Genomic DNA, 17,028 nt, shown 5'->3' with positions numbered 1-17,028 from the left:
AAATGTAAGATTAACACTTATTAGCTAACCACAAAACCAACCTTAAACAAACCAGTATGATAACAAACCAACAATTAATTTTTTACTGCAATTTTTTATTGCCAAAAAAAGACTGGATTTTAGCAATTTGCATGCTAATTTTTTCTGTTAATCAAATGTCGGCTCAAGGCAAAACGATTAATGGAGTTGTCACTTCGGCACAAGACAATTTGCCTTTGCCGGGAGTAAATATCATGATAAAAGGAACCAAAACAGTTGTCACAACTGGATTTGACGGAGAGTATTCGATTAAAGCATCTTCTACAGATGTTTTAGTTTATTCATTTATAGGATTTCAAATTCGTGAAATCCCGGTAGCAAATCAATTAAAAATAGACGTAGCCTTAAACGAAGACACAAACAAATTAAACGAAGTTGTTGTTATTGGTTACGGAACCCAAAAGAAATCAGACTTAACCGGTTCTGTAAGTGTTGTAAATTTAGAGTCGGCAAAAAAAACAGTTACTTATGATGCGGCAAAAATGCTCCAAGGACAAGTTCCGGGTGTAACCGTACAATCATCAGGAGAGCCGGGAGGTTTTGTCAATATAAAAATTAGAGGGATAACTTCCTTTACCAATAATAATCCGCTTTTTGTAATCGACGGAATTATGGTAGACGCTCCGTATGATTTTGCTCCGGGAGAAATAGAATCTATGCAGGTTTTAAAAGACGCTTCTTCGGCAGCAATTTATGGTGTTCGCGGTGCAAATGGAGTCGTAATTATTACAACAAAAAAAGGGAAAGCGGGCCGAATGGACGTTAAATTCAAATCGATCGTAGGACTTCAGAATGTGGCTAAAAAATGGGATGTTACAGATCGTGAAGGTTACCAAAAAATCACCAGCGAAGCCGAAAGAAACAGAGATATTAGAGCGGGTGTTCCCGTAAGTATTGCACCGGGAAATGATCCAAACAGCCCTTCTTATATTACAAATGTAAACACAGACTGGCAAAAAGAAGCTTTACAAACAGGAGTTGTACAAAATCAGGCGCTTACACTTAACGGAGGTGCAGAAAACATTGCCTATAGTTTTAATGTCGATTATTTTAAAAACACCAGTTATATTAAAACGCCTCAGGATTATGAGAGATTGTCTACCAATTTGAATTTGAATGGTAAAAAAGGAAAATTCAAATACGGTGTAAAAATAGGCTACACACAATCTGATAAAGAAATTTTTAATGAATACAACGCAGGACAAACGGTTATCAGCGACATATTAGGAGCAGTTCCAACAATGCCCGTTTATGATTCTAACCGATTGGGCGGATACGGCGGAACAGATAATTTAACGCAAAGAGCGATTTCTATGAACCCAATTGGATATAATAATCTAATTGAAAACAATGGAAAAAGAAACCGTTTCCTTGGTGATGTATGGGGAGAAATTGAAATCGTAAAAGGATTAAAATATAAACTCGATGTAAGTTATGACAGAACCGACTGGCAAAACAGAAAATTTATTCCGCCAAGTGATTTAGGATGGTATTATATCACCACAAATGACGAAGCTTCCTTAGATATTTCTAACGGAAATGAATTAAGAACGTTCCTGAATAATTTACTGACTTATGAAGTTACGCTTGGAAAACATAAACTAGACGCTCTTGCCGGATGGATTCAGGAAAGAAGAGAAAATTACAATCACTGGTCAAGAGGCGTAGGTTTTAAACCGGGCGAAATAAGCATGATGCAGTACGCAGATTCCAGAGATGCAGGTGAATATAAATTTACCATAACCGGAATATCTTATATCAGCAGATTAAATTATTCTTATGATGACAGATATTTGCTTCAGGCCAATTTTAGACAAGATAAAACCTCTCTTTTTAGTGAGATCAATAATTCGGCAAATTTTTATTCTTTTTCAGGAGGATGGAAAATCAGCAACGAAAAATTCATAACCTTACCAAAATGGATCAGCAATATTAAACTTCGCGGTGGTTACGGTACATTAGGTAATAACACGATTCCGCAATACTTTTTTGCTTCAACAGTAAACAGTTTCGCCGGATACGATTTCAACAACGAACTGGCACCGGGTACAACCGTAGTAAGTTCTCTTGACCCAAATGTAAAATGGGAGAAAACAAGCAGTAACAACATTGCCTTAGAACTTGGTTTTTTTAATAACGATTTACAATTTACAGCAGAATATTTTTCTAAAAAAGTAACAGATATCTTAGTTACGGTGCCGCTGCCGTTTTCTACAGGAGCTTTTCCGGCGAGTATTTTTACTAATGCAGGAGACATGAAAAATCATGGTTTAGAATTTACAGCATCATACAGTAATCATCATCATAAATTTAAATATGATATTTCGGCCAATTTTGGAACGCTGAAAAATGAAGTTACTAAAATTGGAGTGAACTCAAATCCACTTTATGGAGCAGTTTCAAAAACAGAAGTAGGAAGATCTGTGGGTGAACTTTTTGCATGGGAAGCAATTGGAATTTTCCAAAATGCAGCTGAGGTTGCGGCTTCTCCAACACAAACCGGAGCAGCTCCCGGAGATATTAAATTTAAAGATGTAAACGGCGACGGCGCCATTACAGATGCCGACAGAACTTTTCAGGGTGTAACAATTCCTAAATATGGTTTCGGAGTGAATTTTAGTGCTTCTTATGCCAATTTTGATTTCTCCATGTTCTGGCAGGGCAGCGGCGGAAATAAAATTTTCAATGCCATGTACCGTAATTTGATGATTGGACAATATACAAATCACCACACAGACGAATTAAATTACTGGACGCCAACTAATACAAATACTAACGTTCCGGCTCCGGTTATTGGTGATCCTAACGGAAATTCAAGAGACTCAAACAGATTTATTGAAAGCGGTGATTATGTAAGACTGCAAACAATGGAATTAGGTTATAACATTCCGTTAAAAGATAAATTTATTCAAAGCGCTAAGGTTTACATCAATGGGCAGAACTTATTAACGATCACGAAATACAAGGGTTACGATCCTGATTTTAATAGTGACGGACTACTTTCGAGAGGATATGACGCAGGATCTTTTCCAAATCCAAGAACTATTTCTTTGGGTGTTGAAGTAAATTTTTAAACTAGCCTAACCAACTAAAAACGTATTAAAATGAAATATAAAATATTTAACTATATAGCGATTTTCTTTTCACTGGCTGTTGTAACTACAAGCTGTGTTGATGATGAAGATTTGACCCAACTCGACCCAAATAATGATGCAGTAGATTCTTTTTGGAAAACAGATCAGGATGCACTTGAAGGAATTAATGCCGTATACGGGAGTTTATTAACAGATGGAACGTACATGAGAAGTACGCCATTATTATTAGATGCCAAAGCAGATGATTCTCGTACAAACAGTCCTTGGCCGTCTATGTATAATGTTGGACATTTTAATTCCAATGTAGCCGATGCAGCGATTTACGGATGGGCTTTTGAAACTTATTATCAAGGTATTTATCGTGCCAATCAGGTTTTAACCAATGTTCCTGATATTCAATTTGAAAATGAAGCGCTTAAAAACAGAATTTTGGGACAAGCTTATTTTTTAAGAGGATTGTATTTATTTCACGCCGTAAATATGTTTAAAAATGTACCAATTCCGTTAGACGTTGAGGTATATCATCCGCAGAAATCAAATGAAGAAGGCTGGGCTCAGGTTATTGCCGATTTTAAAACAGCAGCTGAATTACTGCCTAATTCTTACGTTGGAGTTACAGGTCCGGATGCAGGTCAAAAAGGACGTGCTACAAAAGGAGCCGCTTTAGGATATTTAGGAAAAGCCTATTTATTTACTAAAGATTTTACAAATGCCAGAACTACTTTTAAACAAGTTATTGATTTAGGAGTGTATTCATTGGTTTCAAACTATCGAGATAATTTTACAACAGCAAACGAAAATAATTCAGAATCCCTGTTTGAAGTACAATTTAGCAGAGATGCCGGCGGTGTTGATTTAGGCTGGGGCGGTGCACCTGCATCTGGCTGGGGGAAAACATCTGCTCGTGCGATTACGTATGCACCAAGAGCTTTTGGATGGACAGATGTGCAGCCAACATGGGCATTATTTAATGAATTTCAGGAAGAAAAAACAAAAACTGGAGACGTTGATCCGCGTTTAGATGCTACTATTTTTTACAATAAACCCGGAACAAAATTATACGGAAGAGATTTTGCGGCTTTTTATGCTTCAAGTCCCGGAGATTTAAACGATTTATTCTGTAGAAAATACCAAAATTCTGATGGAGAATTTGCAGACGAATACGACTGGCGTTCGGGAATTAACGAACGATTGTTAAGATATGCCGATATCCTTTTAATGTATGCCGAAACTTTAAACGAAACTGGCGATACTCCAGGAGCATATACGTATATTCAAATGGTTAGAAACCGAGTAAATCTTCCCGATTTATCCGTTACAAAACCGGGAATGAACCAAGACCAAATGAGAGAGCAGATTGGTCACGAAAGATTTTTAGAATTCCCTCTGGAAGGCCACCGTTTCGATGACATACGCCGCTGGGGTTGGCTTCAAAATCCAACAAAATTAGCATGGCTGAAAACAAGAGACGCCGAGTTTAATTCGTATACAGCAGGACGTGAATATTTCCCAATTCCGCAGTTAGAAATGGATAATAATCCGGGAACAAAACAGAATGACAGTTATTGAGTTTTCAGTTTTCAGTCGCAGTTTTCAGTGAGACTGTGACTGAAAACTGAAAACTGTGACTAAAAATAAATTTTGAGTTAGTTAGAATACCTAATATCATGTGAAGAGTTCAAAACCTTCACATGATATTCCAACATTAAAAACCTATGAAAAAAGCACTTTTAATTACATTTCTTATCGCCTTTTGTAATCAGGCAGGATTCTCCCAAAGCACAGTTGTTACCATAAAAAACAATGCTGATGCTCCAACAATCGACAAAAATATCTACGGACATTTTGCAGAACATTTAGGACGCTGTATTTATGGAGGTTTTTTTGTGGGAGATACATCAAAAATACCTAACACAAAAGGAGTCAGAAATGATATTATCGCTGCTTTAAAAGATCTAAAAATTCCAAATTTAAGATGGCCCGGAGGATGTTTTGCCGATACGTATCATTGGAAAGACGGAATTGGACCAAAAGAACAAAGACCTACAATTGTAAATCAATGGTGGGGTGGTGTAACCGAAGATAACAGCTTTGGAACACACGACTTTTTAAACCTTTGTGAAGTATTGGGAGCAGAACCGTATTTATCAGGAAACGTAGGCAGCGGAACCGTTCAGGAATTATCAGACTGGGTTCAGTATACCAATTTTGGAGGTAAAAGTCCGATGAGTGATTTGCGTGTAAAAAACGGAAGAACAGAACCATGGAAAGTAAAATTCTGGGGAATTGGTAACGAAGCTTGGGGCTGCGGCGGAAATATGACAGCAGATTATTACGCTGGCGAATACCGCAAATTCACCACATTTATGTCTGACTGGAATAATTCAGGCGGAATTACCCGAATTGCATCTGGAGCAAACAGCAGCGATTACAACTGGACAGAAGTTTTAATGAAAAACATTCCACTAAATATGTTAGGCGGAGTTGGCGTTCACCATTATGCCGTAATTGATTGGGGTAAAAAAGGTGAAGGAGTTAATTTTTCTGAAGAAGAATATTTCAAAACCATGCAGTCTGCCTTAAAAATGGAAGAACTCGTTACTAAACACGCAGTCGTAATGGACAAATATGATCCTGAGAAAAAAGTGGCTATGGTTGTAGACGAATGGGGCGGCTGGTACGAAGTAGAAAAAGGAACAAATCCAGGATTTTTATATCAGCAAAATACTATGCGTGATGCTGTTTTAGCCGGAGCAACTTTAAACATTTTCAATAATCATGCTGACAGAGTTCGTATGGCAAATTTAGCACAATGTGTAAACGTTCTGCAAGCCGTAATTCTTACCGATAAAGCTAAAATGATTGTAACGCCAACCTATCATGTAATGAAAATGTACAGCGTTCATCAGGATGCAAAATTACTGCCAATCAGTTTTCAATCGCCATTGTATACCGTAAAAGGAGAAACACTTCCTGCCGTATCCGTTTCAGCATCAAAAGATAAAAACGGAGCCGTTCATATTTCAGTAGTAAATGTTGATGCTAAAAATAAAAACAAAATAGAAATCGACACCAACGATCTTGGCGTTAAAAACTTTACAGCAACAGTTTTAACATCGGCAAAATTACAGGATTACAATTCATTCGATGCACCAAACAAAATTGTACCAACAGTTTTTAAAGGTTTCGAAAACAAAAAAGGAAAACTTGAAATTACAATTCCTCCTTTCTCAGTAATTGTTTTAGAAGGAAAATAAAAGATAAAAAAGATGAAAAAAGCGAATTCCATTTTAAAAATAGTTCCTTTCATCGGGTTTTTGGTGATAGCTGTTTTATCCAGCTGTTCCAAAGATGATCCAGCGTTAGAAACTCCTACTCCGCCGGTAGTCGTAGATTCGCCTGTGGTTACGCCGGCTTTTCCCGGACCGACTTATGCAGATAATTACACAGCAATAGCAAGTTGGGGAAACAGAATACAATGGAATTTAGCCAACGTACACGATCCGTCAGTAGAAAAATCGGGAGAGTATTATTATATGTACCAAACCGACGCTTCTTACGGAAATACTCATGAAGGAAACGGACATTTTTTCTACAGAAGATCAAAAGATTTAATCAATTGGGAATTCATGGGATCTTCAATGACTCAGGCTCCGGCTTGGGTAAAAGATTCCTTAAACAATAAAAGAGCCAGAATGAATCCGGCACTTCCTCCAATTACAAATCCTAATTATGGATATTGGGCACCTTGTGTTCGAAAAGTGGGCAATATCTACAGAATGTATTACAGCATTGTAGTGACCAACCCAATTACAGGAACAGATACAAATACTTCCTGGACAGAACGTGCTTTTATTGGTTTGGCAGAAACGAATGATCTAGCCTCAAACAATTGGACAGATAAAGGAATGGTAGTCTGCTCAGAACCCGACGGCGTAAAAAGTTACGTTCGAAACGGAGGAAACGATTGGGACGCTTATTTTAAATTCAACGCCATTGACCCCAGTTTTATCGAAACTCCCGAAGGCGATCAATATTTAATTTACGGATCTTGGCATTCCGGAATTGCCGCTTTAAAACTAAATCCAGCAACCGGAAAACCAGACAAATTAAAAACAATCGATGATTACGGAACACGAATCGCCGGACGCGGAAATGTAAATACAAACCGCTGGCAGGCACTCGAAGGTCCTGAAATTATCTACAATCCAGATACACAATTCTATTATTTATTTTTGGCTTATGATGAATTATCAGTTGCCTATAATACCCGTGTAGCACGTTCAAAAAACATTTTAGGTCCTTACGTAACCAATACTGGAATCAGTATTACCAACGGAGCAGAATGTTACCCGATGGTAACGCATCCGTATCAATTTAAAAACCATACAGGCTGGGTTGGATTTTCGCACTGTGCTGTTTTTCAAAATCCTACAACCAAACAATGGTATTACGCTTCACAAGCACGATTGCCCGAAGGTGTTGCCGGAATCAACGTTTCAAATGCAGTTATGATGGGACATGTTCACGGTATTCAATGGACAGAAGACGGCTGGCCTGTTGTAGAACCGGAACGTTATGCAGGAGTTCCATCAACTACAATTGCAGATGCAAGTTTAGTGGGAACCTGGGAACAAATTACCATGAATTACCAATATAAAACCATGCAAAAATCAGTTACGATTTATTTAACAGCAGATAAAAAAGTAAGCGGTGATGTAACCGGAACTTGGTCGTATGACGCAACCAAAAAAATTGCAACCATAAACGGAGTTAAATGCAACGTCATCGATGCCTGGGATTGGGAATCAGCAACAAGAAAAGTGACTTTAACTTATACCGGAATAAACAGCTCAGGATTAGCCGTTTGGGGTAAAAAAATAAATTAAAAACTCAATGAGAAAATTCCAATTTTTTAAAATCCCAAATTCCAAGTATTAAAGAATGGTCACAGATTAAAGGATTAAAAAGATTAAAAAATCTGTGTGAGAAAAAATAAGCCACGAATTTCACAAATTTCCACAAATTAAATTCGAGAAAATTGGTGCAATTCGCGGCAAAAAATAAAGCCAAAGATTAAAAAGAAATCATTTTAATCCATTTAATCTGTGGCAAAAAATATAAAACTATATCACAATGAAGAATTTATTTAAAAGCCTATTCATTTTATTCTTAATTGTTTCGTGCAAAAGCATTGCTCAGGTCGATTCGTCAAAATTTAATAATCCCATTATTAAAGATAAATACACCGGAGATCCCGCAGCATTGGTTTATAAAGACAAAGTCTATTTATACGCAGGTTACGACGAAGCACCAAACGATTTTCATTTCTATAAAATGAACGAATGGCTGGTATATTCTTCATCAGATATGAAAACATGGGAATCACATCCCGTACCCTTAAAAGTAACCGATTTTAAATGGGCAAAAAGCGATGCATGGGCTTCGCAGGTAATCGAAAGAAACGGAAAATTTTATTGGTATGTAACAGTAGAACACAGTTCTGTACCCGGAAAATCAATAGGCGTTGCCGTTTCAGACAGTCCAACAGGCCCTTTTAAAGATGCGTTGGGAAAAGCCTTAATTACAAACGATATGACCAAATTTTCCAATATAAGCTGGGACGATATCGACCCAACAGTTTATATCGATACTGACGGACAAGCGTATTTGTTTTGGGGAAACACAGCATGTCATTATGCTAAATTAAAAGAAAACATGATTGAACTTGACGGTGAAATTCATCACATAGAATTACCACATTTCACCGAAGCACCGTGGATTCACAAACATAAAAACTGGTATTATTTATCATATGCCTATGAATTTCCTGAAAAAATCGCCTACGCGATGAGCAAATCGATCAACGGCCCATGGGAATTTAAAGGAATTTTGAACGAAATAGCAGGAAATAGCAACACGAATCATCAATCGATAATTGAGTTTAAAGGACAATCGTATTTCATTTATCACAACGGAGCATCAATTCCCGACGGAGGAAGTTTTAGAAGATCAGTCTGTGTCGATAAATTATTTTATAACAAAGACGGAACGATGAAAAGAGTAATTATGACATCGGAAGGAATTCAATGATTAGTGTTCAGTATTCAGGTTTTTAGTAATCAGTCACAGTTTTCAGCCTCAGCTTATATGACCTAAAAACATTCAGATAAAACCAAACTTAAATTTACTTATATAACTTATATGGTTTACAAAAACATAAAATACGCACTTTCTATTCTAATCTTCTGGATTAGTTTAGTTTCGTTTGCACAGGAAATTGTAGTACACGATCCCGTTGTCATCAAACAAAAAGACATGTATTATTTGTTCTGTACCGGAAAAGGAATCAGTGTTTTTAGCTCCAAAGATTTAAAAAACTGGAATCCCGAACCACAGGTTTTCAAAGACAAACCAGTTTGGGCAGACGGAGTTGCAGCCGATTTCAAAAACCATATTTGGGCGCCCGATATTTCATTTCATAACAACACTTATTATCTATATTATTCCGTTTCGGCTTTCGCCAAAAATACTTCGGCGATTGGCGTTGCGACCAACACAACTTTAGATTCAAAAGATAAAAATTACAAATGGGTCGATCAGGGAATTGTGATTCAGTCGCAGCCAAACCGTGATATGTGGAATGCTATTGACCCGAATTTAATCTTCGATGAAAACAATACACCATGGCTTGCTTTCGGTTCTTTTTGGGAAGGACTGAAAATGGTAAAACTAAATCCCGATTTAAAATCAATTTCACAACCACAGGAATGGCATACCATTTCAAAACGCAAAAGAACTTTTGAACTTCAGGATTCTGATCCCGGAGATGGCGCGCTTGAAGCTCCATTTATCTTTAAGAAAAACGGATATTATTATCAATTTCTTTCTTGGGATTTATGCTGTCGCGGAGAAAAAAGCACTTATAAAGTGGTTGTTGGAAGATCTAAAAATGTAACCGGACCTTACGTTGATAAAGACGGAAAATTATTAACCGAAGACGGCGGAAGTTTAGTCGTTCAAGGCGATGAAAATTACTTTGGTGCAGGCCATAACAGTGCTTATACATTTGAAGGAAAAGATTATATTTTTTACCACGCTTACGAAAAGAAAACCAACGGAACACCAAGATTAGTAGTAAAAGAAATGCAATGGGACGCAGATTTTTGGCCAATTTTAAAATAGAATATCCAAAATAATGAAAAAATATAATTTACCAATAGTAACGATTTTCATGTCAATTCTGATTTTTGTTTCCTGTAAAGAAACGAAGAACGATGGCGTGCAATCAACTAAAACTTCTGTTCTAAAAGCAGGTTACGAAATAGAGCCTGTTAATATTCAAAATGTAAAATTGACAGATTCATTTTGGCTGCCTATTATCAAAAGAGTGCAGGAAGTTACGATTGCATACGCCATTCAAAAATGTAATGAAGAAGGCCGTTTCGACAATTTCTTAATCGCCGGAAAACAAAAAAAAGGAGAAGTTCGAGGGCAAATGCCTTTTGACGATACTGATGTTTATAAGATTATCGAAGGTGCATCAAACACTTTAATTTCTGCTCCAAATCCGAAATTGGAAAAAGTACTCGATTCCTTAATTGCCATTGTAAAAATTGGTCAGGAAAAAGACGGTTATTTAACCACATGGAGAACCATAAATCCTGCAAAACCGCCAGCACCTTGGGTTCCTGTAATTGAAGGAAAACGGTGGGAATCATTGCAAATAAGCCACGAATGCTACAACGCAGGACATTTAATAGAAGCTGCCGTTGTACATTATGAAGCAACAGGAAAAAGAAATTTTCTTGATATCGCCATCAAAAATGCCGATTTATTAGTCAAAACTTTCGGCGATAAACCGGGTCAGGTAAAAGGAGTTCCGGGACATCAAATTGTAGAAACGGGTTTGATAAAATTGTATCAAATTACAGGAAAAGAAGAGTATCTAAAACTGGCAAAATACTTTCTAGACAATCGCGGAAATCCAAACAATCATAAATTATATGGCGAATATGCACAAGATCATATTCCGGTAATTCAGCAAAATGAAGTAGTTGGTCACGCGGTAAGAGCCGTTTATATGTACGCAGGAATGACAGATATTGCAGCGATGACAAAAGACAAAGGTTATACCGATGCGGTAAATAATTTATGGGAAAATATGGTGAACAAAAAAATGTACATAACAGGCGGGATTGGTTCCAGACACGATGGAGAAGCTTTTGGAGCCAATTACGAATTGCCAAACTTAACGGCATACAACGAAACCTGCGCCGCAATTGGCGATGTTTACTGGAACCACAGACTGCATAATTTATACGGAAAATCACAATATTTTGATGTGATCGAAAGAACCATGTACAACGGATTAATCTCGGGGATTTCATTAGACGGAAAAGAATTTTTCTATCCAAATGCCTTAGAAGCCGATGGCATTTTTAAATCAAACAGAGGTTCTTGTACGCGTCAGGCTTGGTTTGATTGTTCTTGCTGCCCAACTAATTTAATCCGATTTATTCCGTCGATTCCGGGACTTATTTATTCGAAATCAAAAGATGTTTTATATGTGAATTTGTATGCTTCAAACAACGCATCATTCGCTCTAGGAAAAACCGATTTACAGATTTCTCAACAAACCGGATATCCTTGGAACGGAAAAATAAATATTTCGGTTAACCCGAAAAAAGAAAGCCAATTCACAATTAAACTTAGAGTTCCGGGCTGGGCAAGAAATGAAGTTTTGCCGGGCGATTTATATTCTTATAAAAAAGCTTCAACCCAAAAACCAACTATTAGTTTGAATGGAGAAACATTGACAATTCAGCCTGAAAATGGATATTATATCATTACAAGAAATTGGAAAAAAGGCGACAAAATCAATCTTAATTTCCCAATGGAAGTTCAGGAAGTAGAAACGAATTCAAAAGTAGAAAGCAATAAAAATAAAGTTTCTTTAGAATACGGGCCAATCGTTTACGCCGTAGAAGAAATCGACAACAAAACCAATTTCGACAAAATAAATGTAGCGTCTGAAGATACTTTCAAAGTAAAAAAAGAAGCCAATTTATTGCAAGGCGTAAACGTCATCGAAAATGAAAAATTCAAAGCAATTCCATATTATTCTTGGTCAAATCGCGGAGTTGGGAAAATGAAAGTTTGGTTGGACTATAAGAACTAAGATTCTATTCCTGCAAGGTTTCCAAAACCTTGTAGGTTTAATTTTTAAACTTGAGGAACTTAATAATACCTACAAGGTTTTGGAAACCTTGCAGGAGAACAAAAAATTAAAAATCCGTTTTTATCCGCGTCCTCTGCGTGCCATAAAAACATAAACATAAAAAAATGAAGCCCAATTTAATTACCAAAATTACCCTTTGCGGAGCGTTACTGACAAGCATGTATACATTGGCACAAAAAAACAATCTTGAGGTTGATGCATCCAAAACCATCACGAAAATTCAGCCGACGATGTACGGAGTGTTTTTTGAAGATATCAATTTTGCTGCTGACGGAGGTTTGTACGCCGAAATGATCAAAAACAGATCGTTCGAATTTCTGTTTCCAATGATGGGATGGAACGAGCCAAACAGCGATCGTCATAAACTAAACCAGCAATCGGGAATTGCAACAGTAATTCAGTATTCGCAAAAAGGAACAAATCACAATTATTGCAGAGTTACGATTAATGATGCAAATGGTTATCAACTGGTCAATGAAGGTTTTAGAGGAATGGGAATCAAGAAAGATTTGAAATACAACCTAACTTTAAAAGCAGCCAAAATTTCCGGGAATATTTCGAAAATCAAATTTCAGTTTATAGATAAAGACAACAAAGTTTTGGGAGAAACTTCTGTGGTACCAACATCAAAAGACTGGTCAAATTATACGGCACAACTAACATCAAATGCAACAGAAGCCAAAGCAAAACTCAAAATCACTTTTGAAGGAAACGGAGTAATCGATCTGGATAATATTTCATTGTTTCCGGAAGATACCTGGGCAGGAAGAAAAAACGGACTTCGTAAAGATTTAGTACAATTATTATACGATTTAAAACCGGGATTTTTACGTTTTCCAGGAGGCTGTATTGTTGAAGGAAGAACTTTGGCAGAACGTTATCAATGGAAAAAATCAGTTGGAAATGTTGAAGAAAGAGAAACCGCAGTAAACCGCTGGAACATGGAATTTGCACACAGACCCGCACCGGATTATTTCCAAAGTTTTGGTTTAGGATTTTTCGAATATTTTCAGCTTTCAGAAGATATTGGCGCTTCTCCGCTTCCCATTTTAAGCTGCGGAATGGCTTGTCAATTCAACACAGGACAATTAGTTCCGATGGATCAGTTAGATCCCTATGTGCAGGACGCTTTAGATTTAATCGAATTCGCAAATGGCGGAACAGAAACCGCTTGGGGAAAAGTTAGGGCAGATATGGGGCATCCGAAACCATTCAATTTAAAATTCATTGGAGTTGGAAATGAGCAATGGGGACCTGATTATATAGAGCGTTTTAAAGTGTTTCAAAAAGCCATCAAATCAAAATATCCAAACATTACTATTGTTTCAGGTTCAGGACCATTTCCTGACGGAGATTTCTATGATTACGGTATGAAAGAATTGAAGCAGTTAAATGCAGAAATTGTTGATGAACATTACTATAAAGATCCAGCTTGGTTTCGTAAAAATGTAACACGTTATGATAATTATGACCGAAAAGGGCCAAAGATTTTTGCTGGAGAATATGCAGCGCAAAGTGTTGCAATTGCAAGTCCTGATAATAAAAATAATTGGGAATGTGCATTTTCTGAAGCCGCTTTCATGACCGGAATGGAACGCAATGCCGAGGTTGTTCATTTAACATCTTACGCACCTTTATTGGCTCACGTTGAAGGCTGGCAATGGACGCCGGACATGATTTGGTTTAATAATTTACAATCGTACGGAACGCCAAATTATTATGTTCAAAAGTTATTCTCAAATAATAAAGGAACTGATTTAATCAACATTACAAAAGATGGAAAAGCAGTTACAGGGCAAAATGATTTGTTTGCATCGGCAGTAAAAGATGTGAATTCTAAAGAAGTGATTTTTAAAATCGTAAACACATCGGCAGCGTCTAAAAATGTATCAATTGATGTAAAAGGAGCAAAATTAGATTCAAAAGGAACAGCTCTAATTTTAAAAGGAGACGGAATAAATGACGAGAATTCTTTTGAAAATCCGACTAAAATAAGTCCAAAAGAAAGTGAATTTAAAGTGTCTGGAAATAAAGTTCAATATGATTTTCCGGCATACTCAGTTACTGTTTTGAAAATTAAGATGAAATAATCGCAATGTAATAAATGTAACACTAACATTTATTTTTTGTTTTGGTCTTAAACCCTTGTTTTAATGCATTATTTGTAAAAATTCAGAAGCTATATTTTATTAAGTGTTTTTAATACACTTATAAATTATTTATAATTATATTTGTCATTATTTAAAATTAATTTCGAATGAAAAATTACGTAATAGGATTAGACTACGGAACAGATTCTGTTCGTGCGGTGCTTATTGATACTGAGAATGGACAGGAATTAGCATCTAATGTTTCTCATTACAAAAGATGGAAAAACAAGCAATATTGTGATGCTTCTATAAATCAATTTCGTCAGCATCCTTTAGACCATATTGAGGGTTTAGAAATCACAATTCAAACTGTTATAAAAGAAAGTAAAGTTGATCCAAAACTGGTTCGAGGAATTTGTATCGATACAACCGGATCTTCTCCGGTTCCGGTTACAAAAGATGGAACGCCATTAGCATTGACAAAAGGTTTTGAGGAAAACCCAAATGCAATGATGGTTTTATGGAAAGATCATACATCAATAAACGAAGCAAACGAAATCAACGAACTGGCACTAAGCTGGGGTGGAGAAGATGTTACGAAATATGTGGGCGGAATTTATTCATCAGAATGGTTTTGGGCAAAAATCCTGCATATTGCAAGACAAGATGAAGCGGTTAGAAATGCAGCGCATACCTGGATGGAACACTGTGATTTAATGACGTATTTATTAATTGAAAATAAAGATTTAAAAACATTCAAAAGAAGCCGTTGCGCAGCAGGACACAAAGCAATGTGGCACGCAGACTGGAACGGACTTCCGCCAGTTGAATTCTTAGAAAAATTGCATCCGTATTTAGCTCAGCTTCGCGGAAATTTATATGATGAAACGTATACATCAGATTTATCAGCAGGAAATTTAAGTAAAGAATGGGCAGATCGTTTAGGGCTTTCGACAGAAACGATTGTTGCTGTTGGAACTTTCGACGCGCATTCTGGAGCGGTTGGAGCTAAAATTGGAGAAAATACTTTAGTTCGTGTTATGGGAACTTCAACCTGCGATATTTTGGTTGGTTCTTATGATGAAGTAGGAACAAAAACTGTTCGCGGAATCTGCGGACAAGTTGATGGTTCGGTTATCCCAGGATTTATTGGTTTAGAAGCCGGACAATCTGCTTTTGGCGATTTATTGGCTTGGTATAAAGAATTATTGCTTTGGCCAACAGAACATTTATTAGGTTCTTCAACTATTTTAAATGATGCTCAAAAAGAACAATTAAGAGAAGAATTCAGCGATAAATTAATTGTGGAATTGACTAAAGAAGCAGAGAAAATTCCAGTTTCAGAAAGTCTTCCAATTGCTTTAGACTGGATCAACGGAAGAAGAACTCCAGATGCTAATCAGGAACTAAAAAGTGCGATTTCAAATCTTTCTTTAGGAACAAAAGCACCTCATATTTTCAAAGCTTTAGTAAACGCAATTTGTTTTGGAGCTAAGAAAATCGTAGACCGTTTTGAAGAAGAAGGCGTAAAAATTGACAGCGTAATCGGAATTGGAGGCGTTGCCCGTAAATCTCCTTTTATAATGCAGACTTTGGCAAATGTTTTAAATAAGCCAATTAAAATTGCGGCTTCAGATCAGACTCCGGCTTTGGGAGCAGCAATTTACGCAGCGGTTGCAGCAGGAATTTATCCAAATGTAATCGAAGCAAGCCAAAAAATAGGAAGTGATTTTGACGGAGAATATTTCCCTCAATTAGATAAAGTGGCAGCGTATCACAAACTGCTTTTGGGATACGAACAATTAAGTGCTTTTGCAGATCCAAACCTTAAAATATCGGAACATGAGCTCTCTTTATAAAGATTTAAAACAGGAATGTTACGAAGCCAATATGCAGTTAAATGCATTGAATTTGGTGGTATATACTTTTGGAAATGTGAGTGCCGTGGACAGAAAAAATGGTGTTTTTGCTATTAAACCAAGTGGTGTTCCGTATGAAGATTTAAAACCGGAAGATATCGTAATTGTCGATTTTGACAACAACATTATTGAAGGCACAATGCGTCCGTCATCAGACACTAAAACGCATGCTTATTTATATAAAAACTGGCCAAATATTGGCGGAGTTGCACATACACACGCAACCTACTCTGTTGCTTGGGCACAGTCGCAAAGGGATATTCCAATTTTCGGAACAACACACGCTGATCACTTGACTGCTGATATTCCGTGTGCTCCGCCAATGGCAGATTCTCTTATTGAAGGAAACTACGAACACAATACCGGAATTCAGATTTTGGATTGTTTCAAAGAAAAAAATCTTTCCTACGAAGAAGTAGAAATGGTTTTGATAGGAAATCACGGTCCATTTGCATGGGGAAAAAATGCAGCAAAAGCAGTTTATAATAGTAAAGTTTTGGAAGTAGTGGCTGAAATGGCGTACCTCACTTTGCAAATAAACCCAAACGCACCAAAATTAAAAGATTCATTAATAAAGAAACATTACAACCGTAAACACGGAAAAGATTCGTATTACGGACAGTAAGGATTTTAGATTTTAGATT

10 protein-coding genes are annotated in these 17,028 nt (G+C 36.8%); all 10 read left to right on the top strand.

Features of this window, described 5'->3' with window-relative positions; genetic code table 11:
* The first annotated feature begins 56 nt into the window (after positions 1 to 56).
* A complete protein-coding gene (locus tag APR43_RS21280; protein ID WP_053472924.1) occupies positions 57 to 3,113 on the top strand; it encodes a SusC/RagA family TonB-linked outer membrane protein in 3,057 nt (1,018 codons plus the stop codon).
* 30 nt (positions 3,114 to 3,143) lie between these two features.
* Positions 3,144 to 4,703 (top strand): RagB/SusD family nutrient uptake outer membrane protein, encoded by a 1,560-nt coding sequence (locus APR43_RS21275; RefSeq protein ID WP_053472923.1) that lies wholly within the window; start codon positions 3,144 to 3,146, stop codon positions 4,701 to 4,703.
* 146 nt (positions 4,704 to 4,849) lie between these two features.
* Positions 4,850 to 6,391: an alpha-N-arabinofuranosidase gene (locus tag APR43_RS21270; RefSeq protein ID WP_053472922.1), complete on the top strand. Its 1,542-nt coding sequence runs from the start codon at positions 4,850 to 4,852 to the stop codon at positions 6,389 to 6,391.
* A gap of 12 nt (positions 6,392 to 6,403) precedes the next feature.
* Positions 6,404 to 8,023: an arabinan endo-1,5-alpha-L-arabinosidase gene (locus APR43_RS21265; protein WP_053472921.1), complete on the top strand. Its 1,620-nt coding sequence runs from the start codon at positions 6,404 to 6,406 to the stop codon at positions 8,021 to 8,023.
* 247 nt (positions 8,024 to 8,270) lie between these two features.
* On the top strand, positions 8,271 to 9,227 hold the full coding sequence (locus APR43_RS21260; RefSeq protein WP_053472920.1) for a glycoside hydrolase family 43 protein: 957 nt from the start codon (positions 8,271 to 8,273) through the stop codon (positions 9,225 to 9,227).
* 111 nt (positions 9,228 to 9,338) lie between these two features.
* A complete protein-coding gene (locus APR43_RS21255; protein WP_082356450.1) occupies positions 9,339 to 10,319 on the top strand; it encodes an arabinan endo-1,5-alpha-L-arabinosidase in 981 nt (326 codons plus the stop codon).
* Between the two features lie 13 nt (positions 10,320 to 10,332).
* Complete coding sequence (locus tag APR43_RS21250; RefSeq protein WP_053472919.1) at positions 10,333 to 12,315, top strand: glycoside hydrolase family 127 protein; 1,983 nt, start codon at positions 10,333 to 10,335, stop codon at positions 12,313 to 12,315.
* A gap of 164 nt (positions 12,316 to 12,479) precedes the next feature.
* Positions 12,480 to 14,465, top strand: coding sequence for an alpha-L-arabinofuranosidase C-terminal domain-containing protein (locus APR43_RS21245; RefSeq protein ID WP_053472918.1), 1,986 nt, complete (start codon positions 12,480 to 12,482; stop codon positions 14,463 to 14,465).
* Positions 14,466 to 14,632: 167 nt separating this feature from the next.
* Positions 14,633 to 16,324: a ribulokinase gene (locus tag APR43_RS21240; RefSeq protein ID WP_053472917.1), complete on the top strand. Its 1,692-nt coding sequence runs from the start codon at positions 14,633 to 14,635 to the stop codon at positions 16,322 to 16,324.
* Entirely contained in the window at positions 16,308 to 17,009 is a 702-nt protein-coding gene (locus APR43_RS21235; protein WP_053472916.1) for an L-ribulose-5-phosphate 4-epimerase, read from the top strand. Before APR43_RS21240 ends, APR43_RS21235 begins: the two co-directional genes overlap by 17 nt.
* Positions 17,010 to 17,028 lie beyond the last annotated feature (19 nt).

The organism is Flavobacterium sp. NLM (assembly GCF_002210235.1).
Taxonomy (GTDB): domain Bacteria; phylum Bacteroidota; class Bacteroidia; order Flavobacteriales; family Flavobacteriaceae; genus Flavobacterium; species Flavobacterium panici.
The sequence above is the reverse complement of the archived record's forward strand: the minus strand, read 5'-3'. Positions and strand labels throughout refer to the sequence as shown.